Here is a 21,989-nt window from a genome sequence, read left to right on the forward strand (position 1 = left end):
AAGATAAATGAAAAAAATTTAGAAGAGAGGAAAGAACAATGAAAAAGATTTTTAATCATACAAAAATGGTTTGTCTCCTATTTTTACTTTTGCCATTGGTCTTTTTTGGAACAAAAAATCAGCAAGTATCCGCAGAGAGCAATTTGGCACAGGTTCATCTGCATAAAAAGAAAATGGTCAATCTACCAGGTTCATTGATTCAAAATAGTGGGACCGAGATGGAAGAGTTTGATCAATACCAAGGCTTAGCCGATGTCACTTTTTCTGTCTATGATGTGACAGCAGCATTTTATGAAAAACGATCTGCAGGGGCATCCGTTGAAGAAGCCAAGCGTCAAGTCCAAACCTTGACGTCTGGTTCCCCTATAGCTAGCGGGAAAACAGATGCAGCCGGTGATTTGGTTTTTGAATTGCCGAAAAAACAAGCCAATCGGGATGCAGTTTACACCATTGTAGAAGCCCCTAAAGACGGCGTTAAAACTGCTGAGAATATGGTGATCGCCTTTCCCGTATATGAAATGATCCAACAAGCTGATGGCTCATATGTTTATGGAGAAGAAGAGCTAGACACGATCCATCTTTATCCGAAAAATATCGTCACAAATGAAGGAACGCTCCTTGTGAATAAGCGAGGAACGGGGGAAAACGAACCACTGAATGATGCGGAATTTGTTGTTTCAAAGCAAGAAGGACGCGAAAATACCAAGAAATACATTTTAAGTGCAGCCGATGGACTTTATACATGGACAACTGACAAACAGGCAGCGTACCGTTTTTTGACAGGCAAACAATATGCTGCTGGAGACGCTGGTATCGATGTGAGTGAGAACCAAAAAGGACAGCTAAAGATTGCGCAACTAGAAACAGGCGCCTATCAATTAGAGGAAACGAAAGCCCCAAGTCAAGCCGCCTTAATCGAGGAAGAAAGAATCAAGGATTTCTCGATTGATTCAGGAAGTAACGTTACTGTTGAGCTAACAATCAAGAATGACACAACAAATGTTACAAAAACAACACCACAATTAGACGGCAAAGACGTAGAGATCGGCGAAAGAATCCAATATCACCTAACGGTCAATATCCCATCAGGTATTCAAGATAAAGTAGGATCAGAAAATAAATACAAACATTTTCAATTGATCGATGCCCATGATCCAGCATTAACTTTTGAAAATACAGCTGAAGGAGAAACGGGCTATGCGTTGTATGATGGAGAGCATAAAATCGATGCGACGAATTACCAAGTAACGGAAAAAGAGCATGGCTTTACGGTAACTATCAATCCAGAATTCGTGCCGCAATTAACGCCGGGAAATCAATTGCGCTTTGTGTATTATATGTATTTAAATGAACAGGCTATGCCTATCAATGGCTTTACGAATGAAGCAAATGTAGAAACGGATTTCATGACGGATCAAACGCCTCCAAGCGTGGAAGTTTTGACAGGGGGCAAACGGTTCTTAAAAGTCGATGGGGCTGTGACCGCTACCGAAGCATTGGCAGATGCAGTTTTTGTTGTACGGGATCAAGACCGTGATGATGCCAACTACCTGAAAATCGAAGAAGGAACCAAACAGGTATCTTGGGTGCAAACAGCGGATGAAGCGACGAAATTTACCACAGGGACAGATGGATTAGTTGATATCATCGGGTTAAAATTTGGCACCTACTATTTGGAAGAAGTAAAAGCACCAAAAAATTATGTACTGCTAACAAATCGCATCGCTTTTGAAGTACATGAAACGTCTTATGGAACGAAAGAGCAATTGGGAGATCCAGAAAAAGTCCCTAACCGCCGCAAAGGAACCTTACCGGCAACTGGTGGTGCCGGCACGTATTTAATGGGCGCCATCGGAGTGGTGATCGTTGGTTTAGCTGGGTGTTATTTTGTAAAACGGAAAGGGTAAGTAAATGAGATGAAAATGCACGATGACAATCAAAAGGAAAAGAAATGGCACGAAAGTACCTACTCAAAAAGTGACTTTGTTGGATGTTCTAATGGGTATTCTGCTGCTGCTAGGTGTTCTGATCATCAGTTATCCTTTTGTAAGTAATCAGCTCAACACCTTTTTGGATCAACAGTTGATCAGCTACTACCAAAGCCAAGCTAAAAAAATGAGTGAAATAGAAAAACAACAAAAAAGGAACCAGTTGGAACGAGTAAATCAAGAGCTGGCACAGCATCCCAGCAATCCTGGAATCAAAGAAACGCAAGATTTATCAGAAACAAGGGACTCAGAATCAGGCGATACACCTGATTACTATGAACGACATACGATCGGCGTTTTAAAGATCCCCGTGATTGGTGTCGCTCTCCCGATTTTTGATCAAACCACCGATACGTTGTTAAAAAGAGGAGCAACATTATTGGAGGGCGCTTCGTATCCAATAGGTGGTGAAGATACCCATGCAGTTCTGTGCGGACACCGTGGGTTAACGAGTGCAACCCTCTTTACGGATCTGCCTAAGCTGCAGATCGGCGATGAGTTTTATATCGAAACGTTTGATGATACGTTGGCGTATCAAATAGATCAGATTAAAACGGTCGCCCCTGATGATACCGAAGCACTAAAAATTGTCAAAGGCAGTGATTATGTCACCTTACTAACCTGCACACCCTATATGGTCAATAGCCATCGTTTATTGGTTCGCGGCAAAAGGGTTCCTTACAATGAAGAAAATGAAACAAATGCCGCAAAAAAAGCAAACCAGCAGGATTTGTGGGTGCTGCTAGTTGTAAGCACCACACTATTACTACTCCTGCTGGTGATTAGCAGAATCAAAAGAAAAAAACAGCATGATTTGATCACTCCCAGTGATAAGAAGCAAAGATAGCAGGTTTTCCTCTAAATCCACTAGAAAATGACTTGTTAACCTTACTCAGAACGAAACATGTCGTGTGAAATATGGTACAATAACGAAGATAAAAGGTAGTAAAAAGCAGTCGGTCTAATGGTAAAGGTGTCAGAAAAAAGGAAGAATGAGTGGGTAGACAAGCTTTTTCCAATCACTTCCCCAAAATTTAAAAGCGAGAAAGCGCGTATGACGCATGAGAATCGCGCTGAAAGCTTTACCTATGCACGAGGTTGGAACAAGAACATTGTCCTAAAGCAACTTTGGCAAAATGCCCAGTGTGACTAGTTTCTCTGATGGTTTTAGAGCAAATAGTCCTTGTTCTTGTCAGGTATATACTGCAGGGATTTAGACATTACTGTCTTTTTACCAATTCGAAGAAGTACCAAGGAGGAAAACGTTCAAATGACCATTCAATGGTTTCCAGGCCATATGGCGAAAGCCAGACGTGAAGTAAGTGAAAAATTAAAATTCGTGGATATCGTTTTTGAACTCGTGGACGCACGCTTGCCGATCTCATCCCGCAACCCCATGCTGGACCAATTATTACAGCAAAAACCACGATTGATCTTGATCAATAAAGCGGATCTAGCAGATCCCGTTCAAACCAAAAAATGGGAGCATTATTTCCAAGCACAAGGCTATTTAGCATTGGCGATCAACGCCCAAGACAATCAAGGTGTTAAAGCGATTGTCCCGACGGCTAAGCAAGTCTTGAAGGAAAAAATCGCCCGTGACAAAGCCAGAGGATTGAAGCCCCGTGCGATTCGGGCGATGGTGATCGGCATCCCGAATGTCGGAAAATCAACCTTGATGAACCGCTTAGTAGGGAAGAAAATTGCTCAGACGGGCAATAAACCTGGTGTGACCAAAGGGCAGCAATGGCTGCGTTTTGGGACTGATCTAGAGCTGCTAGATACGCCCGGGATCTTATGGCCAAAATTTGAAGATCCAGAGATCGGCAAGAAGCTGGCATTGACCGGAGCGATCAAAGACCAGCTGATCCATTTGGATGATATCGCATTGTATGGACTTGATTTTTTCGCTCGTTATTATCCTGAAAGAATCGCCAATCGTTACCAATTAAAGGCGGAGGAAGAGGCGTTATTAGCGCCAGACCTTTTAATGAAGATCACGGAAAAACGTGGCTATAAAGACAATTATGATCGAGGAAGCGAACTTGTTGTCTTTGACATTCGGCAAGGAAAATTAGGCCGTTACACACTAGATCGAGTGGAGGAAATGGAAAGTCAAGATGAAACAATCGATTAAGACAATCAAAGAGCGATTATTTGATCCAACCTTTAATGACCCGGCATTTTTGCAGGAATTGCTAGCAGATGAACGCGCGGGGGTCCAAAAGCTGTTGCAACAATATGAGAAACAATTAGTCAAAAAGCAGCTTTTGCGGGAGAAATATGAAGAAATGATGCGTTTTGAAAACGAAGCATTTCGACAAGGCGCCCGTTTTATCGCCGGTTTAGATGAAGTAGGGCGCGGACCTTTAGCAGGACCCGTGGTGTCAGCTGCGGTGATTCTGCCTAAGGAATGCCAGATTTTGGGGTTGAATGATTCAAAACAGCTTTCTGCGAAGAAAAGAGAAGAACTGTTTATCGAAATTCAAAATAAAGCCGTTGCTGTCGGTATCGGTGTGGTTAGTCCTGAAGAAATCGATCGGATAAATATCTATCAAGCGAGCCGCCTGGCGATGAAAGAAGCTTTGATCGACTTAGCGGTCAAGCCGGAACATTTGCTCATTGATGCGATGACGATCGAGACCGACATCCCTCAACAAAGCTTGATCAAAGGCGATGCCCGCTCCATTTCGATTGCCGCAGCAAGTATCATTGCCAAAGTCTATCGTGACAATTTAATGAAAGATTTTCATGATGTGTATCCTTTTTATGGGTTTGATCAAAATGCTGGGTATGGGACCAAAGTTCATTTAGAAGGGTTAGCTGCCCATGGAATTTGCCCTATTCATCGAAAAACCTTTGCCCCAGTTAAACAATACCTATAAATTTCATCCATCCCTCTTTTTTTAGCGAATCTTATAAGTAAGATCACTAAGAAAAGAGGGCTTTGTTTATGAAATATCAACAAGCAACAGATTTTGAAAAACAGTTGATAAAACTGTACTACTGTCAGGGAATCGGTCTGCAAGGTTGCTGGAAGATTATTTGGCATTGGCTGGAAACAAAAGAAATGCGTTGTTCGTTGGAAGAGATGATTGCCATCGGCGTCCTTCCACAGCATAGGACGGTCTTTCGCCGATCGTGGGAGCAAATGACAGAAGAGCATATCACACAAAAGATGGGGGGACAAAACTACCTCACCTTCTTTTCAGCGGAGTATCCGATGCTTTTAAGACAAATTGCGGACCCACCATTATTACTATTTTACGAAGGAAATCTGCAATTGTTGCAAACGCCCATGATTGGATTTGTCGGCGCAAGAACAGCTTCTCGCTACGCGCGTAAAGTTTGCGAAAAGCTGATCCCGCCTTTAGTGACAGAAAACTATACGATCGTCAGTGGATTAGCAAATGGCGTCGACAGTTTTGCCCATGAATCAGCCATCAGAAATCGGGGACAAACCATTGCCGTGATTGCTTCTGGTTTGGAACATTGTTATCCTACTTCTGCGTATCCGTTGTTCCAGCAGATTCGTCAAGAACATCTAGTACTGAGTGAATATTCTCACGACACCAAACCGCAAAGACATCACTTCCCCTTACGCAATCGCATCATTGCCGGTATTTCAAAAGCAATCTGTGTGATTGAAGCTAAAGAAAGAAGCGGTTCTTTGATTACAGCACAATTAGCAATGGAAAATGGCCGAGAAGTTTTTGCAGTGCCTGGTGAAATGATTTCCGATCAGTCAAAAGGTTGTCACCACTTGATTCAAGATGGCGCAAAATGTACGATTAGTGTGTCAGATATTTTACAGGAGTTAGCCTTTTTTTGATTTTTCCAATCAACCTTCCTTGACAAACCTTTTCTTGAAAGCTATGATAAGCTACGATTTGTATGTTTCATCTGCATACGATAGGTTCACTGATTGATAGAATATAATAGTAGGAAAAATTCAGGAAGGAGCCATTCTTTATATGGCATATAAATATTTAGTAATCGTGGAATCGCCGGCAAAGGCGAAAACCATTGAAAAATACCTTGGACGAAATTACAAAGTCGTCGCAAGTGTCGGTCATATTCGTGATCTTCCTAAAAGTAAAATGGGAATTGATGTCGAAAATGACTACGAACCGCATTACATTTCGATCCGTGGCAAGGGCGATGTGATCAAAAGTCTCCGCTCAGCTGCGAAAAAAGCCGAAAAAGTCTACCTCGCAAGTGACCCGGATAGAGAAGGAGAAGCTATTGCGTGGCATTTAGCTTTTCTACTAGGGTTAGATTTAAAAGATAAAAACCGAGTCGTCTTTAATGAGATCACTAAGGATGCGGTCAAGGCAGCTTTCAAAGAACCAAGAACGATCGATGTAGATCTCGTTGACGCTCAACAAGCGCGCCGGATTTTAGATCGATTGGTGGGGTATTCATTGAGCCCGATCCTTTGGCGTAAAGTGAAAAAAGGCTTGAGTGCTGGCCGTGTTCAATCGGTGGCGCTTAAGATTATTATAGATCGTGAAAAAGAGATCCGTGAGTTTGTTCCTGAAGAATATTGGAGCATCGATGGGAACTTTAAAAAAGCCACGAAAAAATTCAAAGCCAATTTTTGGGGCCTAGATGGCAAAAAGAAAAAAATACCGAATGCTGAAAGCATAAAAGAAATCACCGATCGTCTTTCTAGTAAAGAGTTTCAAGTGACGAAGGTTGAAAAGAAAGAACGCAAACGCAACCCGGCGGCACCGTTTACCACCAGTAGCTTGCAACAAGAAGCAGCCCGTAAACTGAACTTTCGAACGCGGAAAACCATGATGGTCGCACAGCAGCTCTATGAAGGGATCGCTCTTGGTAAACAAGGAACCGTTGGTTTGATCACCTATATGCGTACCGATTCGACCCGAATCGCAGACACAGCCAAAGGCGAAGCGGCCGAATTTATTGAAAGTACTTATGGTTCAGAGTTCTCGGCGCACGGTGGCAAAAAACGCGCGAATGCACAAGGGGCACAAGATGCCCATGAAGCGGTAAGACCAACAAGTGTGATGCGTACGCCAGAAGCCATGGAGAAATTCTTAGACAAAGACCAACTGAAACTGTATCGCTTGATCTGGTCTCGCTTTGTGGCTAGTCAAATGACGCCGGCGATTTTGGATACAATGAAAGTTACCTTGGATCAAAATGGTGTCATCTTTATTGCCAATGGTTCAAAGATCAAATTTAAAGGGTTTATGCAGGTCTATGTGGAAGGGCGCGATGATGGCAAAGAAGACAAAGAGAACATTTTGCCAGAGTTAGTTGAAGGAGATGTGGTCCAATCCGTATCGATCGAACCAAAACAGCATTTCACTCAACCACCTGCCCGCTACAGTGAGGCCACCTTGATCAAAACCCTTGAAGAGAACGGTGTGGGTCGTCCTTCAACTTATGCACCAACGTTGGAAACAATCCAACGACGTTATTATGTGAAATTGACACAAAAACGTTTTGAGCCAACTGAACTTGGTGAGATCGTCAATTCATTGATCGAGGAATTCTTCCCGCAAATCGTTGATATGCATTTTACTGCTGAAATGGAAAATAGCTTGGATAGCATTGAAGCTGGGAAAGAAGAATGGGTCAAAGTCGTCGATCAATTCTACCGTCCCTTTGAAAAAGAATTGACGACCGCAGAAGAAAGTATCGAAAAAATCCAAATCAAAGACGAACCTGCAGGCTTTGACTGTGATCTTTGTGGACATCCAATGGTGATCAAATTAGGTCGCTACGGAAAATTTTATGCCTGTAGTAATTTCCCTGACTGTCGCAACACGAAACCAATCGTCAAAGAAATCGGCGTTGAGTGCCCGGTCTGTCACCAAGGCCAAGTTGTTGAACGCAAATCGAAAAAAAATCGGTTGTTTTATGGATGTACCCGTTATCCGGACTGTGACTTTACTTCTTGGGACAAACCTGTAGGCCGTAATTGTCCGAAATGTGATAATTACTTAGTCGAGAAGAAAGTCAAAGGCGGCAAGCAAGTCGTGTGTATCAATGGGGACTATGAAGAAAATGTGCAAAAATAACTAGCAGGATTCCCTGTTAAAAAAAGAATCGGCGCATTCTTTTGAACGGTCAGCCTCGATGTTGGCTGACAAAAGAAAGTGCCGGTCCTTTTGATTAATACAAGCAGTTTCTTATGAGAAGAGGCGAGCTTTTGAAATAAAAGGAGAGCACTATGAAAGAAATCAATGTTATTGGTGCCGGTTTAGCCGGAAGCGAAGCTGCTTGGCAAGCAGCTCAAGCAGGTGTCGCAGTAAAGCTTTATGAAATGCGTCCTAAGAAATCGACAGAAGCCCATCACACAAATAATTTTGCTGAACTTGTTTGTACGAATTCACTTCGGGGCAACAATTTAACGAATGCGGTCGGTGTTTTGAAAGAAGAAATGCGCCGCTTAGATTCAGTCATTATTACCTCTGCAGACAAAACAGCTGTTCCAGCAGGGGGTGCTTTAGCTGTGGATCGTGATGATTTCTCAGAGTTAGTAACCAAACGTGTAAAAGAACATCCTTTAGTCACTGTCATCGAAGAGGAGATCACTGAAATTCCAGAAGGGATTACCGTGATTGCAACTGGACCTTTGACTTCTGAACCTTTATCAAAAGCGATCCAAGCTTTTAACGGATCAGAAGGATTTTATTTCTATGACGCAGCAGCACCGATCGTCGATAAATCCACCATCAATATGGATAAAGTTTATTTGAAATCACGCTACGACAAAGGCGAAGCAGCCTATCTGAACTGTCCAATGAACGAAGAGGAGTTTTATGCGTTTCGTGAAGCTTTAGTCAATGCGGAAGTTGCCCCTTTGAAAGAATTCGAAAAAGAAAAATTCTTTGAAGGATGTATGCCAATCGAAGTTATGGCTGGCCGTGGACCGAAAACTATGTTGTTTGGTCCGATGAAACCCGTTGGTTTGGAAGATCCGAAAACCGGCAAGCGTCCTTATGCAGTGATTCAGCTGCGGCAAGACAATGCAGCTGCTTCTCTGTACAACATCGTTGGTTTTCAAACACATTTGAAATGGGGCGAGCAAAAGCGGGTATTCCGGATGATCCCTGGTTTGGAAGAGGCAGAATTTGTGCGCTACGGCGTGATGCATCGGAATAGTTTTATGAATTCACCAGAGTTGTTACAACAAACGTACCAATCGAAAAAACGTGAAGACCTCTTTTTTGCTGGTCAGATGACAGGCGTTGAAGGGTATGTTGAAAGTGCAGCCAGTGGATTGATGGCCGGGATCAACGCTGCCAAACTTGCAAAAGGGGAAGCGCCGATCATTATGCCACAAGAGACGACAATTGGCAGTATGGCGTATTATATCACTCATGCAGAAGGCAAACACTTCCAACCGATGAATGCCAACTTTGGTTTGCTGCCAGAACTTCCAGAACGAATCAGAGATAAAAAATCTCGTTATGAAGCATTGGCAAACCGGGCATTAGCTGCCTTAGAAGAAGCCAAAGAACAACTATAAGAGCGATGAGTCATCACCTTCTTACTAATAAATGGCAAGAAGGTTTTTTTTTAATTTGTCTTGAAACTTTAATCAAGGTGACTTATGATAGACAGTAACAATGACAGAAGGTGGTGAAGATGGTGATTGGAGAATGGATTCATTTGATTCAAAACTATTTACAGCGTTTTCCTACAGTAATTCAATTTTTAGGATGGCTGATCCTGTTGGTCGGGGTCATTTTCGTTGTCTTTGTTTTATTTAGTTTGCTGTTAGGTCCCATTATGTGGCTTTACAATCGCATCACAGACAAAAACCGCAGCAATGTCATTAGTCGCAATGATTTTGTGATCGGTGAACTGACGGAAAAGATTGTCGGAGATACAATCGGCGAAGTCATGGAGATAGGGAGTCAAGGTGCACGTTCTGTTTATCCTGCACGTTTTTTTCGGGAAGAAGATCGTGAAAACAATGTTCGATTGCCAGTCGGAACCAAAGTCATCATTGTCGATTTTGATAAAAAAGGGATCGCGTTGGTGGTGGAAAGTAAAAATTTTATAGAATAGGAAGTGTTACGTTATGGTGGATACAGGATCAGCAGTAGATTTTTTAAGTAATCCGATTTTATGGGGTGTTGTCCTCGTTGTTTTATTGATCGCTTTTTTGATGATACGCTATCGCATTGGGAAACCCGATGAAGCATTGATCGTTACGGGGTCGTTTTTAGGAAAAGAAGGCATCAAAATCTTAAAAAACAGTGGGACGTTTGTGATTCCTATTGTTCAAAAAGCCCATAAATTAAGTTTATTGACCCACAAGTTAGAGATTGGGACACCAGAAGTTTATACGGAACAAGGCGTACCGATCAAAGCCAGTGCGACGGTGCTTGTAAAGGTCGGCAACAGTACCGAGTCGATCAAGACAGCTGCTGAGCAATACTTAGGCAAATCCACAGGTGAATTGGAAGATGAAGCCCAAGAAGTCTTAGAAGGTCACTTACGGGCGATTCTAGGAACGATGACGGTAGAAGCCATCTATAAAAACCGCGATGATTTTGCGGAACAAGTGCAAGAAGTTGCCTCTACGGATTTGAAGAAAATGGGGTTGGAGATCGTTTCGTTTACGATCAAAGATGTCAGCGACAGCAATGGCTACTTGGATGCGTTAGGACGCCCTCAGATTGCTGAAGTGAAAAAAAATGCCGAAGTAGCGGAATCCAATGCCTTAAGAGAAACTCGAATCAAGCAAGCTGAGAATGAGCAATTGGCACAGCATGAAGAGATCCGTCGCCAAACAGAAATTGCAGAAGCGACAAAAGATATGGCATTGAAACAAGCACAATACAAACAAGAACGCGAAGTTGCGGATGCGAAAGCGGAACAGATCGCGGTCGGCGAACAAATGAAAGTTCAATTGATCGAACAAGAAAAAAATATCGAGATTCAAGAAAAACAAGCGGAATTGACGGAAAAAGAATTGAATGCAACTGTCCGTAAAAAAGCCGAAGCGGATAAATATGTGGTTGAACAAAACGCTTTAGCAGACAAAGCAAGAGAAATCGCACGAGCACAAGCGGAAGCGGAAAAAGTCAAATTAGCTGCCCAAGCAGAAGCCGAACGAATTGAAAAACTAGGTAGTGCCGACGCGGAACGGATCGCAAAAGTCGGTCAAGCCGAAGCGGAAAGCCGTGAAAAGATGGCGATTGCTTTGACCAAACTGAACGAAGCTGGTATTTTGATGGAGTTCATCAAAGTGCTGCCTGAAATCGCGAAAGAGGTCAATGCGCCACTGAGCAATATTGATAAAGTGGTTAGCTTTGGCGGCAATGATGGTCTTCAATCAATGGGGGAAGCTGGTTTAGCGCGAACCTTTGATACGATCAAAGAGACAACCGGATTAGACTTAGTTGGGTTAATCAATGACACGATGTCCACAAAACAAGGAAACAAAGAGCTAGTTCAGGTTGTATCTGAAAGCACTGGTTCGCATCAGCCAACAACTGATCCAATCGAATAAAAGCAAATAAGTGGAAACGTATCAGTCCCTCTTTCTTTTGAGGAGAGGGACTGGTACGTTTTTCTGGCGCATTTAACGGATCTTTCTGAACAAAGATAAGAATCTTACGTAGATTCTTAGAAAGTTTTCACAATTATGTCTAAACTTTGAAATATTGATTAAATTCTGACAATTCATTTGTTTTTTTTTGTGGTCTATGCTAAAGTTATTTCGAATCATGAAAAGGGGGGTTAATTTGCAAACAGATCAGTTTCAAGAAGAGTTTTTTCGTTATCTTATTGTTGAAAGAGGGTATTCGGAAAAGACAAAAAAAGCGTATCAAGAAGATATGGGCGATTTTTTTCACTTCTTAAAAGAGTCTGGCAATGAAGACCCATTAGCAGTGGAATACCGCGATGTTCGCGTCTATTTAAGCTATTTGACGGAACGAGAGTACAGCCGTAATTCCATCAGTCGTAAAATGGCTAGTTTGCGATCTTTTTATCAGTTTCTAACCAAGCATGAGATCGTCAAAGAGAATCCTTTCGCCTACATTCATTTAAAAAAGAAAAACGCCAAATTGCCGCGTTTTTTTTATGAGAAGGAAATGGATGCTCTCTTTCAAAGTGTTGCTGGCGATGAGCCACTACAACAGCGCAATCAAGCATTGTTAGAAGTCCTTTATGGTTCAGGTTTGCGGGTCAGTGAGTGCAGCAGTCTCACACTGGGGGCAATCGATTGGGAAAGTGGCGTATTACTGATCCATGGGAAGGGGAATAAGGATCGCTATGTTCCTTTCGGTAGTTACGCACAAGCAGCAGTCAAACGCTATCTTTCCTCAGGACGCAAACAGCTGATGGAAAAGCAGAACAAGGAACACGAGATCCTTTTCGTGAATCATCTTGGTGACGGGATCACTGCAACTGGGATCGAATATGTTTTGAATCAAATCATTCGAAAAAGCAGTTTAGACAGTAAAATCCATCCTCATATGCTTCGGCATACGTTTGCAACCCATTTATTAAACAACGGCGCCGATATGCGGACCGTTCAAGAATTGTTGGGGCATGCCAATCTATCGACGACACAGATTTATGCGCATGTCACCAAAGACAGTTTACAAAAAAATTATCGCCAATTTCATCCACGCGCGTAAAATTGGTACAGGAGGAACATAAATGAAGTCAGAATTTCATTCAACCACCATCTGTGCGGTTGAAAAAGATGGGAAATTTGCCATGGCCGGTGACGGACAAGTAACGATGGGAGAACAGGTCGTTATGAAAGGAACCGCTCGGAAAGTCCGTCGAATTTACAACGGTGAAGTGATCGTTGGTTTTGCCGGCAGTGTGGCAGATGCCTTTACCTTGGAAGAAAAATTTGAAGGAAAACTAAATGAATACAACGGAAATTTGCAACGAGCTGCAGTAGAATTGGCACAAGAATGGCGGACTCAGCAGTCGATGCAAAAATTAGAGGCGATGCTGATCGTCATGAATGATAAGGAGATGCTTTTGGTCTCTGGGACAGGCGAAGTCATTTCGCCAGATGAAGGAATCTTAGCCATCGGTTCAGGTGGAAACTATGCCTTGGCAGCAGCCCGTGCGATGAAACGTTATGGCGGTGAACTATCTGCCAAAGAAATTGCTGAAGGTGCCTTGAATATTGCCGCAGACATTTGTGTCTTTACGAATCACAATATCATTGTAGAAGAGTTTTAAAGAGGGATGACGATATGACAAACCAAAACAAATCACCACGAGAAATCGTGAAAGAGTTAGATGAATACATCGTTGGACAAACCAACGCCAAAAAATCAGTGGCTGTTGCTTTGAGAAATCGCTACCGCCGGCTGCAATTAGATGAAAAGATGCAACAAGATGTCACACCAAAAAATATTTTGATGATCGGACCAACAGGGGTTGGTAAAACGGAAATTGCGCGACGCTTAGCAAAGATCGTTGATGCACCTTTCGTTAAGTTAGAAGCGACGAAATTCACGGAAGTCGGCTATGTCGGTCGAGACGTAGAATCGATGGTACGTGACCTCGTTGAGAATGCGATCCAAATCGTGAAAAAAGAACAATATAAAAACGTGCGGATCCAAGCAGAGAAAAAAGCCAACCGTCGTTTAGTAAAAGTCTTAGTTCCTGGTATTAAAAAGGAACAGAAAAAGAATACCAATCCTTATGAACAAATGATGAATATGTTCAACGCCGCACAACAACCAGAAGAGCCAAAAGAAGAATTGACGGATGAGATTCGCAGCAACCGTCAAGCCATTTTTGAGCAATTAGAAAAGGGCCTTTTAGACAACCGGGAAGTGACGATCCAAGTCGATGAGCCGAAAAATCAAGCACCGATGATGAACAATGGCTTAGAACAAATGGGGATCGATTTGAATGAAACCTTAGGAGCATTGAAACCGCAAAAGAAAATTGAACGCACAGTAACCGTAAAAGAAGCACGAGAATTGCTGATTCAAGAAGAATCCTCAAAACTGGTCAACGACGCGGATATTCATAGTGAAGCATTACGTTTAGCAGAATCTAGTGGCATCATTTTTCTAGATGAAATCGACAAAGTATCTTCGAAATCACAGCAGTCAGGAGAAGTTTCTCGTGAAGGGGTGCAAAGAGATATCTTGCCGATCGTTGAAGGATCGCAAGTCAATACGAAATACGGAACCCTACAAACAGACCATATCCTTTTTATTGCTTCTGGGGCATTCCACCTGTCGAAACCAAGCGATCTGATCCCTGAATTGCAAGGGCGTTTCCCGATTCGTGTGGAACTAGATGATTTGACAAAAGAAGACTTTGTTAAAATTTTAACGGAGCCCAACAATGCCTTAGTCAAGCAATACATTGCCTTGTTAGGAACCGAAAATGTCAAAGTAGTCTTTACGATGGAAGCTATCGAGAAAATTGCCGAAATTGCTTATCAAGTGAATCGCGATACCGACAATATTGGTGCTCGTCGTTTGCATACGATTCTAGAGAAACTACTTGAAGACTTATTATTTGAAGCATCTGAGATGCAAATGGGTGAAATCACCATCACAGAAGCGTATGTGGAAGAAAAACTTGCGTCCATCGCAAAAGATGAAGACTTAAGCCGGTATATTTTATAAAGGGAGTGGACCAATGAAAACATTATTAGAAAAGACAAGACAAATCAACGAATTATTGCAGCAAAAAAACACCTTTAATTTAGCTTCTGATTTGCCTTACGACAAGATGGCTGTCATTTTAGGAAACATCCTAGACAGCAATGCGTATATTATTAGCATTGACGGTAGCGTGTTAGGTTTTGTTGAGAACCATGATGTCAATAATGAACGCATCAAAAAAATGTTTGTTGAAAAACAGTTTCCTAAAAATTATACAGATTTAGTCGATCACCTGACTTCCACAGAAGCTAATGTGCCAATCAGTGATGATATGACCGCTTTTCCTGTAGAAGGCCGTGAGTTGTATCCCAACGGACTAACGACCATCGTACCGATTTACGGTGCAGGAGAACGTTTAGGTACGATCATTCTTTCCAGAATCGATAAGTCCTTTGATGACGACGATTTGGTATTAGCGGAATACAGTGCGACAGTTGTTGGTATGCAATTCTTGTACCAAAAATCCCGCAGTATCGAAGAAGATGTTCGCAGTACCACAGCTGTTCAAATGGCAATCAACACCCTTTCTTATAGTGAGTTGAAAGCTGTTCAAGCGATCTTTGAGGCATTAGAAGGCGACGAAGGTCGTCTGACCGCGTCAAGTATCGCTGATCGCATTGGAATTACACGGTCGGTGATCGTAAATGCTTTGCGTAAACTAGAGTCTGCCGGCATTATAGAATCCCGCTCTTTGGGGATGAAAGGCACCTATTTAAAAGTGCTTAACAGCCGCTTTAAAGAGGAATTGACGAAACATCAATATTAGGAGATGAGACCATGACAGTTACCATCACGGCGGGTCATCTGCAAGCAAAAATTGCAGAAAAAGGGGCTGAGCTACAAAGCTTAGTTGATACAAGCAATGACCTTGAATATATTTGGCAAGCTGATCCAAACCACTGGGGAAAGCATGCGCCAATCTTATTTCCGATTGTTGGCGCCTTAAAAGAGGACACCTATCAGCATGAGGGCAAAAGTTATCATTTGCCCCGTCATGGGTTTGCCAGAGACATGGTGTTTACTGTCGTTGAAAAACGTACAGACTATGCCTTGTTTCTATTAGAAAGTTCAACTGAAACCAAAGTGAAGTATCCGTTTGATTTTCAGCTGTATGTCAGTTACGAATTAGGCGGTGATGGCTTAGTCGTCAAATACCAAGTAAAGAATAGCGGTCAAAAAGAACTATTCTTCTCCATTGGAGGACACCCTGCATTCAACGTCCCACTTGAAAAAGGGCTGACATTTGAAGACTACTACCTTTCTTTTTCTCCAAAAAAATCACGAGTGAAATTGCCATTAAAAGGCAATTATATTGATTATGAACAACGCACACTCGGTCAAACGAATACGGATTTGCGCTTGACCCACGATATGTTTGCAAATGATGCGCTGGTTTATGAAACGAAAGGATTACATTCCTACTCGATTCGCAGTGAGAAATCGCCTCATAGTGTTACGTTAAGCTACAATAATATGCCGTATGTCGGTTTTTGGTCCACGTATCCCGTAAAATCGCCGTTTCTATGTATAGAACCATGGTGCGGTATCGCAGATACACTGGAAGCTTCCGGTGAGCTTTCAGAAAAATTGGGTATTCAAGCACTTTCGCCTGAGGAGTTATTTGAAACAAAGTACTCGATCACAGTCAAATAAAAGCAGGCAAAAAGAAGCTGAGAAAAGTCATTGCACTTTTCTCAGCTTCTGCTTATTTGTTCGCTTGACGCTTATTCAGACCAAACGGTACCCGACTTTCAGTCCCGTCTTTAATACGTGAAATATTTTCGCGATGGCGAATAAAGATAAAAATCGTTACGCCGATCGCGATGAAGGTCAGCAACCAGTTTTGCTCAGGCAATATCGCAGGGGCGATAAAAGGCAAAACGACCGTCGATAAGGTGATCAAACACGCCGCGATCATACTGGTCAGGCTTACCATACTTGTCACATAAAGACAGATAACAAAAATCAATGAAGAATAAATGAAAAAGAGCGGATTGTATCCTAAGAGCATCCCAGCACTTGTCGCCACCGCTTTGCCGCCTTTAAACTTGGCAAAGATCGGAAAGGTATGACCTAAGATCGCGCAGACCCCAAACCAGAGCGGATTGACGGTATGGAGACCAAAGAGGACAGGCAAACTGGTTGCCAAAGTTCCTTTTAAGATATCCATCAATAAAACAACGATCCCGGCTTTCTTTCCTAAAACGCGAAATGTATTGGTCGTTCCCGTATTGCCGCTGCCGAATTGGCGAATATCTTTTTTGAAAAACAATTGGCCAATCCAAACACCCGAGGGGATCGAACCTAAAAGGTAAGCAACAATAAATAAAAGAATCGTATTCATAATAACCAACTTTCTTTGCAAGGCTAGGGCAATTTTAGCATGAAAACGCCTTTCCAACAATAAGAAAATCTTTCGCTAGTCAGGGAAAGAAGAAAAACAGCTTTCCTCGGAGCTGTGAAACACAAACAAGCCATTTTGTGACTCTAGCTTGTGCAAACAAAGGAAAAAGGATAAGATAGTTTAGAAAAATGTTCGCTTGAAAAAAGCGTATTTTGTGTTAAGATTTTTTTTGCAGTCCTTTCAGCAGTAAAAAAGGACTGATCAAGATTAAAGGAGCGGTGGGTTTGGCAAAGAAAACCACAGAATATAATGATGCTTCCATTCAGGTCTTAGAGGGCCTAGAAGCAGTAAGAAAACGGCCAGGAATGTATATCGGCTCGACCGATAGCCGCGGCTTACATCACTTAGTGTATGAAATCGTCGATAATGCGGTTGATGAGGCACTCTCAGGATACGGCAATGAAATCGATGTTACGATCCACAAAGACAATAGTATCAGTGTTCGAGACAACGGGCGAGGAATGCCGGTCGGGACACATGCATCGGGAATCCCTACTGTTGAAGTGATCTTCACAGTGCTACATGCCGGCGGGAAGTTTGGCCAAGGAGGCTACAAAACTTCTGGCGGCCTTCATGGGGTTGGTGCCAGTGTTGTAAATGCTCTATCCAGCTGGCTGGAAGTAGTCATCGTTCGTGATGGCATCGAATACAAACAGAGCTTCAAAGACGGTGGGAAACCAGCGGGTACTTTGAAAAAAATCGGCAAAACTCGTAAACCAACTGGAACCACAGTCACCTTTAAACCTGACGACACGATCTTTTCAACAACCAAATTCTCCTATGAAATTCTCGCAGAACGTTTAAGAGAATCGGCTTTCTTGCTAAAAGGGGTCAAAATCTCCCTGACGGATGAACGTGGGGAAGAACCAATTCATGAAGTTTTTTTATATGAAGAAGGCATCAAAGAATTCGTTGATTATTTAAATGAAGAAAAAGATACCTTGACCCAGGTGGTGTATTTTTCCGGTACCAAAGAAGCAATCGAGGTAGAACTTGCCTTTCAATACAATGATGGCTATTCGGAAAATGTCTTGTCCTTTGTCAACAATGTACGTACCAAAGATGGTGGTACCCATGAAGTGGGGATGAAAACGTCAATGACGAAAGCTTTCAATGAATATGCCCGCAAGGTCAATTTGTTGAAGGAAAAAGATAAGAACCTTGAAGGTAGTGATTTTCGTGAAGGCTTAGCGGCCGTGTTGTCGATCCGTGTTCCAGAAAATCTTTTGCAATTTGAAGGGCAGACCAAAGGGAAATTAGGAACACCCTTAGCAAGAAATGCTGTAGACAATGTGATTGGCGAGCAACTAGGCTATTACCTGCAAGAAAACAGTGAAATGAGTCAAATGCTGGTTCGTAAAGCGATCAAAGCAAGAGAGGCCCGTGAAGCTGCCAGAAAGGCGAGAGAAGAAAGCCGCACAGGAAAGAAACGCAAAAAAGGTGAGTCACTGCTTTCTGGAAAATTAACGCCTGCTCAGTCTCGTAATCCTAAGAAAAATGAATTGTATTTGGTGGAGGGGGACTCAGCCGGCGGGTCAGCGAAGCAAGGCCGTGATCGCAAGTTCCAAGCGATTTTACCGTTACGAGGCAAAGTTATCAATACAGAAAAAGCCAAGATGCAGGATATTTTGAAAAATGAAGAGATCAATACCATGATCTATACTATCGGTGCCGGTGTTGGCCCAGAGTTTTCGATTGAAGACTGCAATTATGACAAAGTCATTATCATGACCGATGCGGATACCGATGGGGCGCACATCCAAGTGCTGCTTTTAACGTTTTTCTACCGGTATATGAAACCTTTGATCGAAGCGGGAAAAGTATACATTGCTTTGCCACCTTTGTATAAAGTGTCTAAAGGGTTAGGGAAAAAGGCAGTAGTCGAATATGCTTGGACGGATGATGAACTAAGCAAACTGACCCAAAAAATCGGTAAAGGCTATATGCTTCAGCGCTACAAAGGGTTGGGGGAAATGAATGCCGATCAATTGTGGGAAACGACGATGGACCCAGAAACGCGGACGCTGATTCGGGTAAGAATCGATGATGCGGCCCAAGCAGAACGCCGTGTCACCACACTGATGGGGGACAAGGTAGAACCTCGTCGGAAGTGGATCGAAAGCCATGTTCAATTCAGTTTAGAAGAAGATGGCAGTATTTTGGATAAAAAAGAAGATACGGTACCGGAATTAGTTGATGAAAAGTTAATGGATACCGAACAAGCAGAAAGCAAACATTTAGTTAAGGAATAGGAGGTGGTCTCTTGGAACACAGAAGCAATATACAAGAATTGACATTGGAAGAAGTGATGGGAGATCGCTTCGGTCGATATTCCAAATACATTATTCAAGAACGGGCATTGCCAGATATTCGTGATGGGTTAAAACCGGTTCAGCGGCGCATCTTGTTCGCCATGAACCAAGACGGCAATACGTATGACAAAGGCTTCCGCAAATCAGCGAAATCAGTCGGGAATATCATGGGGAACTTTCATCCCCATGGTGACTCGAGTATTTATGAAGCAATGGTCCGCATGAGCCAAGACTGGAAATTGCGTCAGATTTTGATTGAAATGCACGGAAACAACGGGAGTATGGATGGTGATCCGCCAGCTGCCATGCGTTATACCGAAGCACGACTTTCAGAATTAAGCGGTGAGCTGTTAAAAGATATCGAAAAAAACACCGTCGAATTGGTGTGGAATTTTGATGATACCGAAAAAGAACCAACTGTCTTACCAGCAAAATACCCAAATCTGTTAGTCAATGGCTCAACTGGGATCTCAGCTGGGTATGCAACGGAAATTCCCACCCATAATTTAGGGGAAATCATTGATGGAACGGTCTATTTGATCGACCATCCGCAAGCTTCTTTGGATCAGCTGATGAAGTATATTCCCGGCCCTGATTTTCCAACAGGAGGGATTTTACAAGGGAAAGAAGAAATCAAAAAAGCCTATGAAACAGGCAAAGGCAAAGTGATCCTGCGTTCGAAAACCAAGATCGAAGACATCAAAGGTGGCAAGCAGCAAATCGTTATCAATGAGATTCCCTATGAGGTCAATAAAGCCAATCTAGTCAAAAAAATGGATGAGATTCGTTTGAATAAACGGATCGACGGGATTGCTGAAGTGCGTGATGAAACTGACCGTACTGGTTTGCAGATCGTTGTCGAGCTGAAAAAAGAAGCAAATGCACAAGGAATTTTAAATTATTTATTTAAAAATACCGAATTGCAGATCAACTACAACTTCAACATGGTGGCTATCGACAATATGCGCCCCCAACAAGTCGGTTTGAAACGGATTTTAGAAAGCTACATCAAGCATCGGCGTGAAGTGATCGAAAAACGCAGTCGTTTTGAACTGCAAAAAGCCCAAAAGAGACAGCATATCGTCGATGGGTTAATCAAAGCTTTATCGATTCTTGATGAAGTGATCGCCACCATTCGCGGCAGTAAAGACAAAAAAGATGCCAAAAACAATCTGGTTGTTCAGCACGGTTTTACGGAAGAGCAAGCAGAAGCCATTGTGAACTTACAGTTGTACCGCTTGACCAATACGGATATCACACAATTGCAAGCAGAGGCGAAAGAACTTGCTGAAACGATCGCTGAATTGACAACGATTTTAAATGAGGAAAGTGAATTACTGAAAGTGATCAAAAAGGAATTGCGGGAGATCAAGAAAAAATATTCGACACCGCGATTGACTGAGATCGAAGCCGAAATTCAAGAAATCAAGATCGAAACACAAGTTTTAGTCGCGCAAGAAGAAGTCGTCGTGACAGTCACAAGAGACGGTTATGTCAAACGCAGCAGTTTGCGTTCTTACGGTGCCTCAAAACCAGAAGAGATCGGCATGAAAGAAGGCGACTCTTTACTTTACAGCAACCAAATGAATACGTTGGATCATCTGTTATTGGTAACCAATAAAGGAAACACGATCTATCGTCCGGTTCATGAATTGCCTGATTTAAAATGGAAAGATCTAGGCGAACATATTTCGCAAACGGTTATGACACTGGCGCAAGATGAAATGATCATTGGGGTCTTTGCCTACAAAGAGATCGATCCGTTGAAAAACTTTGTGCTGATCAGTAAAAACGGCATGATTAAACAAACACGAATGACGGAATTTGAACCTTGGCGCACCTATAAGACACGGCCAATGACGATCATGAAGCTGAAAGATGAATCAGATGAATTAGTCAATGTCTTTTTGACTGATCAAACAGAAGAAATGGATGTCTTTTTAGTCAGTCATCTTGCCTTTGGCTTACGGTATTCGCTTAATGAAGTGCCCGTTGTGGGACCAAAAGCAGCTGGGGTCAAAGCGATGAACCTTAAAGCGGATGATTATCTTATCAATGGGTTGTTAGTTTATTCAGAAGGGGATACACCGATCGTTCTGATTACCCAACGTGGCGCAGCAAAACGCATGCTAGCCCAAGAGATCACCCAATTAGGACGGGCGAAGCGTGGATTGATGGTCTTACGGGAATTGAAGAAAAACCCTCATCGCGTAGTCTATATGGGGAATGGAGAGAACCAGCAGCTACTGGTAACCAACCAAAAAGGACAAGCCTTTGAAGTCATCACGAATCAAATCCCGATCAATGATCGGACCTCCAACGGCTCATTTATCATGGATGAGAAAACAGGGGGGCAAATCTACGAAGTGAAAACACAAATCAGTCCTGCAATCGCAGAGGATTCTGTACTATAAATTATAACAAAGCAACCATTCTGTACCAGTACAGAATGGTTGCTTTTTTGCCTCTTAATTAATCTTTCACATTAATGAAAAACGCACTTTAATAAAAGATTCACATTTGATAAATGCTTATAAATCAACGTTTTTAATAATAAAAATCTTAAAAAAAACTAAATTGTTCAAAATAATTCTTGAAAACACTTGCAATCATTAGGGTGTGTGTTATACTG

General features: G+C 42.4%; 17 protein-coding genes. 16 read left to right on the forward strand and 1 reads right to left on the reverse strand.

Annotation, left to right across the window (positions count from 1 at the left end):
- Positions 1-38: 38 nt before the first annotated feature.
- The 14 genes from IGK63_RS05755 (at position 39) to IGK63_RS05820 (ending at position 16,294) form a co-directional block, all read left to right on the forward strand.
- Entirely contained in the window at positions 39-1,907 is a 1,869-nt protein-coding gene (locus IGK63_RS05755) for a SpaH/EbpB family LPXTG-anchored major pilin (RefSeq protein WP_016613219.1), read from the forward strand.
- 22 nt (positions 1,908-1,929) lie between these two features.
- Complete coding sequence (locus IGK63_RS05760; RefSeq protein WP_016613220.1) at positions 1,930-2,835, forward strand: class C sortase; 906 nt, start codon at positions 1,930-1,932, stop codon at positions 2,833-2,835.
- Positions 2,836-3,258: 423 nt separating this feature from the next.
- Entirely contained in the window at positions 3,259-4,125 is an 867-nt protein-coding gene (ylqF, locus tag IGK63_RS05765) for a ribosome biogenesis GTPase YlqF (protein ID WP_016613223.1), read from the forward strand.
- Positions 4,109-4,873 carry a ribonuclease HII gene (locus IGK63_RS05770; RefSeq protein WP_016613224.1) on the forward strand — a complete coding sequence of 255 codons (765 nt, stop codon included), beginning with the start codon at positions 4,109-4,111 and terminating at the stop codon, positions 4,871-4,873. Before ylqF ends, IGK63_RS05770 begins: the two co-directional genes overlap by 17 nt.
- Positions 4,874-4,941: 68 nt before the next feature.
- Complete coding sequence (dprA, locus tag IGK63_RS05775) at positions 4,942-5,820, forward strand: DNA-processing protein DprA (protein WP_008379662.1); 879 nt, start codon at positions 4,942-4,944, stop codon at positions 5,818-5,820.
- A gap of 142 nt (positions 5,821-5,962) precedes the next feature.
- The gene (gene topA / locus IGK63_RS05780) at positions 5,963-8,041 is read left to right on the forward strand and encodes a type I DNA topoisomerase (RefSeq protein WP_016613225.1); all 2,079 of its coding nucleotides are present in this window, start codon (positions 5,963-5,965) and stop codon (positions 8,039-8,041) included.
- A 152-nt stretch (positions 8,042-8,193) separates the two neighbouring features.
- Positions 8,194-9,495 carry an FADH(2)-oxidizing methylenetetrahydrofolate--tRNA-(uracil(54)-C(5))-methyltransferase TrmFO gene (gene trmFO / locus IGK63_RS05785; RefSeq protein WP_016613226.1) on the forward strand — a complete coding sequence of 434 codons (1,302 nt, stop codon included), beginning with the start codon at positions 8,194-8,196 and terminating at the stop codon, positions 9,493-9,495.
- Between the two features lie 119 nt (positions 9,496-9,614).
- Entirely contained in the window at positions 9,615-10,040 is a 426-nt protein-coding gene (locus IGK63_RS05790; RefSeq protein ID WP_008379668.1) for a hypothetical protein, read from the forward strand.
- Between the two features lie 13 nt (positions 10,041-10,053).
- Positions 10,054-11,490 (forward strand): flotillin family protein, encoded by a 1,437-nt coding sequence (locus IGK63_RS05795; RefSeq protein WP_016613227.1) that lies wholly within the window; start codon positions 10,054-10,056, stop codon positions 11,488-11,490.
- A 196-nt stretch (positions 11,491-11,686) separates the two neighbouring features.
- Positions 11,687-12,625, forward strand: coding sequence for a tyrosine recombinase XerC (gene xerC / locus IGK63_RS05800; RefSeq protein WP_005236822.1), 939 nt, complete (start codon positions 11,687-11,689; stop codon positions 12,623-12,625).
- Between the two features lie 22 nt (positions 12,626-12,647).
- Complete coding sequence (gene hslV / locus IGK63_RS05805; protein WP_005229630.1) at positions 12,648-13,190, forward strand: ATP-dependent protease subunit HslV; 543 nt, start codon at positions 12,648-12,650, stop codon at positions 13,188-13,190.
- Between the two features lie 14 nt (positions 13,191-13,204).
- Positions 13,205-14,602, forward strand: a complete 1,398-nt coding sequence (gene hslU / locus IGK63_RS05810) for an ATP-dependent protease ATPase subunit HslU (protein ID WP_005236820.1) — start codon at positions 13,205-13,207, stop codon at positions 14,600-14,602.
- Between the two features lie 13 nt (positions 14,603-14,615).
- Positions 14,616-15,407, forward strand: coding sequence for a GTP-sensing pleiotropic transcriptional regulator CodY (gene codY / locus IGK63_RS05815; RefSeq protein ID WP_005236817.1), 792 nt, complete (start codon positions 14,616-14,618; stop codon positions 15,405-15,407).
- Positions 15,408-15,418: 11 nt separating this feature from the next.
- Entirely contained in the window at positions 15,419-16,294 is an 876-nt protein-coding gene (locus tag IGK63_RS05820) for an aldose 1-epimerase family protein (RefSeq protein WP_008379674.1), read from the forward strand.
- A 52-nt stretch (positions 16,295-16,346) separates the two neighbouring features.
- Here IGK63_RS05820 and plsY read toward each other — a convergent pair whose 3' ends face one another.
- On the reverse strand, positions 16,347-16,985 hold the full coding sequence (plsY, locus tag IGK63_RS05825; protein WP_008379676.1) for a glycerol-3-phosphate 1-O-acyltransferase PlsY: 639 nt from the start codon (positions 16,983-16,985) through the stop codon (positions 16,347-16,349).
- A 284-nt stretch (positions 16,986-17,269) separates the two neighbouring features.
- Here plsY and parE point away from each other — a divergent pair, with 284 nt between their 5' ends.
- Positions 17,270-19,297 carry a DNA topoisomerase IV subunit B gene (gene parE, locus IGK63_RS05830; protein ID WP_034872209.1) on the forward strand — a complete coding sequence of 676 codons (2,028 nt, stop codon included), beginning with the start codon at positions 17,270-17,272 and terminating at the stop codon, positions 19,295-19,297.
- 11 nt (positions 19,298-19,308) lie between these two features.
- Positions 19,309-21,771 carry a DNA topoisomerase IV subunit A gene (gene parC, locus IGK63_RS05835; protein ID WP_005236805.1) on the forward strand — a complete coding sequence of 821 codons (2,463 nt, stop codon included), beginning with the start codon at positions 19,309-19,311 and terminating at the stop codon, positions 21,769-21,771.
- The last annotated feature ends 218 nt before the right edge of the window (positions 21,772-21,989 follow it).

Source organism: Enterococcus sp. AZ040 (genome assembly GCF_050499185.1).
Taxonomy (GTDB): domain Bacteria; phylum Bacillota; class Bacilli; order Lactobacillales; family Enterococcaceae; genus Enterococcus_D; species Enterococcus_D entomosocium.

Excerpts from the sequence above, each read along its gene's own strand:
- hslV (WP_005229630.1), top strand. The coding sequence starts at position 12,648 with ATGAAGTCAGAATTTCATTCAACCACCATCTGTGCGGTTGAAAAAGAT.
- IGK63_RS05820 (WP_008379674.1), top strand. The coding sequence starts at position 15,419 with ATGACAGTTACCATCACGGCGGGTCATCTGCAAGCAAAAATTGCAGAA.
- IGK63_RS05790 (WP_008379668.1), top strand. The coding sequence starts at position 9,615 with ATGGTGATTGGAGAATGGATTCATTTGATTCAAAACTATTTACAGCGT.
- IGK63_RS05770 (WP_016613224.1), top strand. The coding sequence starts at position 4,109 with ATGAAACAATCGATTAAGACAATCAAAGAGCGATTATTTGATCCAACC.
- IGK63_RS05755 (WP_016613219.1), top strand. The coding sequence starts at position 39 with ATGAAAAAGATTTTTAATCATACAAAAATGGTTTGTCTCCTATTTTTA.
- trmFO (WP_016613226.1), top strand. The coding sequence starts at position 8,194 with ATGAAAGAAATCAATGTTATTGGTGCCGGTTTAGCCGGAAGCGAAGCT.
- hslU (WP_005236820.1), top strand. The coding sequence starts at position 13,205 with ATGACAAACCAAAACAAATCACCACGAGAAATCGTGAAAGAGTTAGAT.
- ylqF (WP_016613223.1), top strand. The coding sequence starts at position 3,259 with ATGACCATTCAATGGTTTCCAGGCCATATGGCGAAAGCCAGACGTGAA.
- codY (WP_005236817.1), top strand. The coding sequence starts at position 14,616 with ATGAAAACATTATTAGAAAAGACAAGACAAATCAACGAATTATTGCAG.
- IGK63_RS05760 (WP_016613220.1), top strand. The coding sequence starts at position 1,930 with ATGACAATCAAAAGGAAAAGAAATGGCACGAAAGTACCTACTCAAAAA.
- dprA (WP_008379662.1), top strand. The coding sequence starts at position 4,942 with ATGAAATATCAACAAGCAACAGATTTTGAAAAACAGTTGATAAAACTG.
- IGK63_RS05795 (WP_016613227.1), top strand. The coding sequence starts at position 10,054 with ATGGTGGATACAGGATCAGCAGTAGATTTTTTAAGTAATCCGATTTTA.
- plsY (WP_008379676.1), bottom strand. The coding sequence starts at position 16,985 with ATGAATACGATTCTTTTATTTATTGTTGCTTACCTTTTAGGTTCGATC.
- xerC (WP_005236822.1), top strand. The coding sequence starts at position 11,687 with ATGCTAAAGTTATTTCGAATCATGAAAAGGGGGGTTAATTTGCAAACA.
- topA (WP_016613225.1), top strand. The coding sequence starts at position 5,963 with ATGGCATATAAATATTTAGTAATCGTGGAATCGCCGGCAAAGGCGAAA.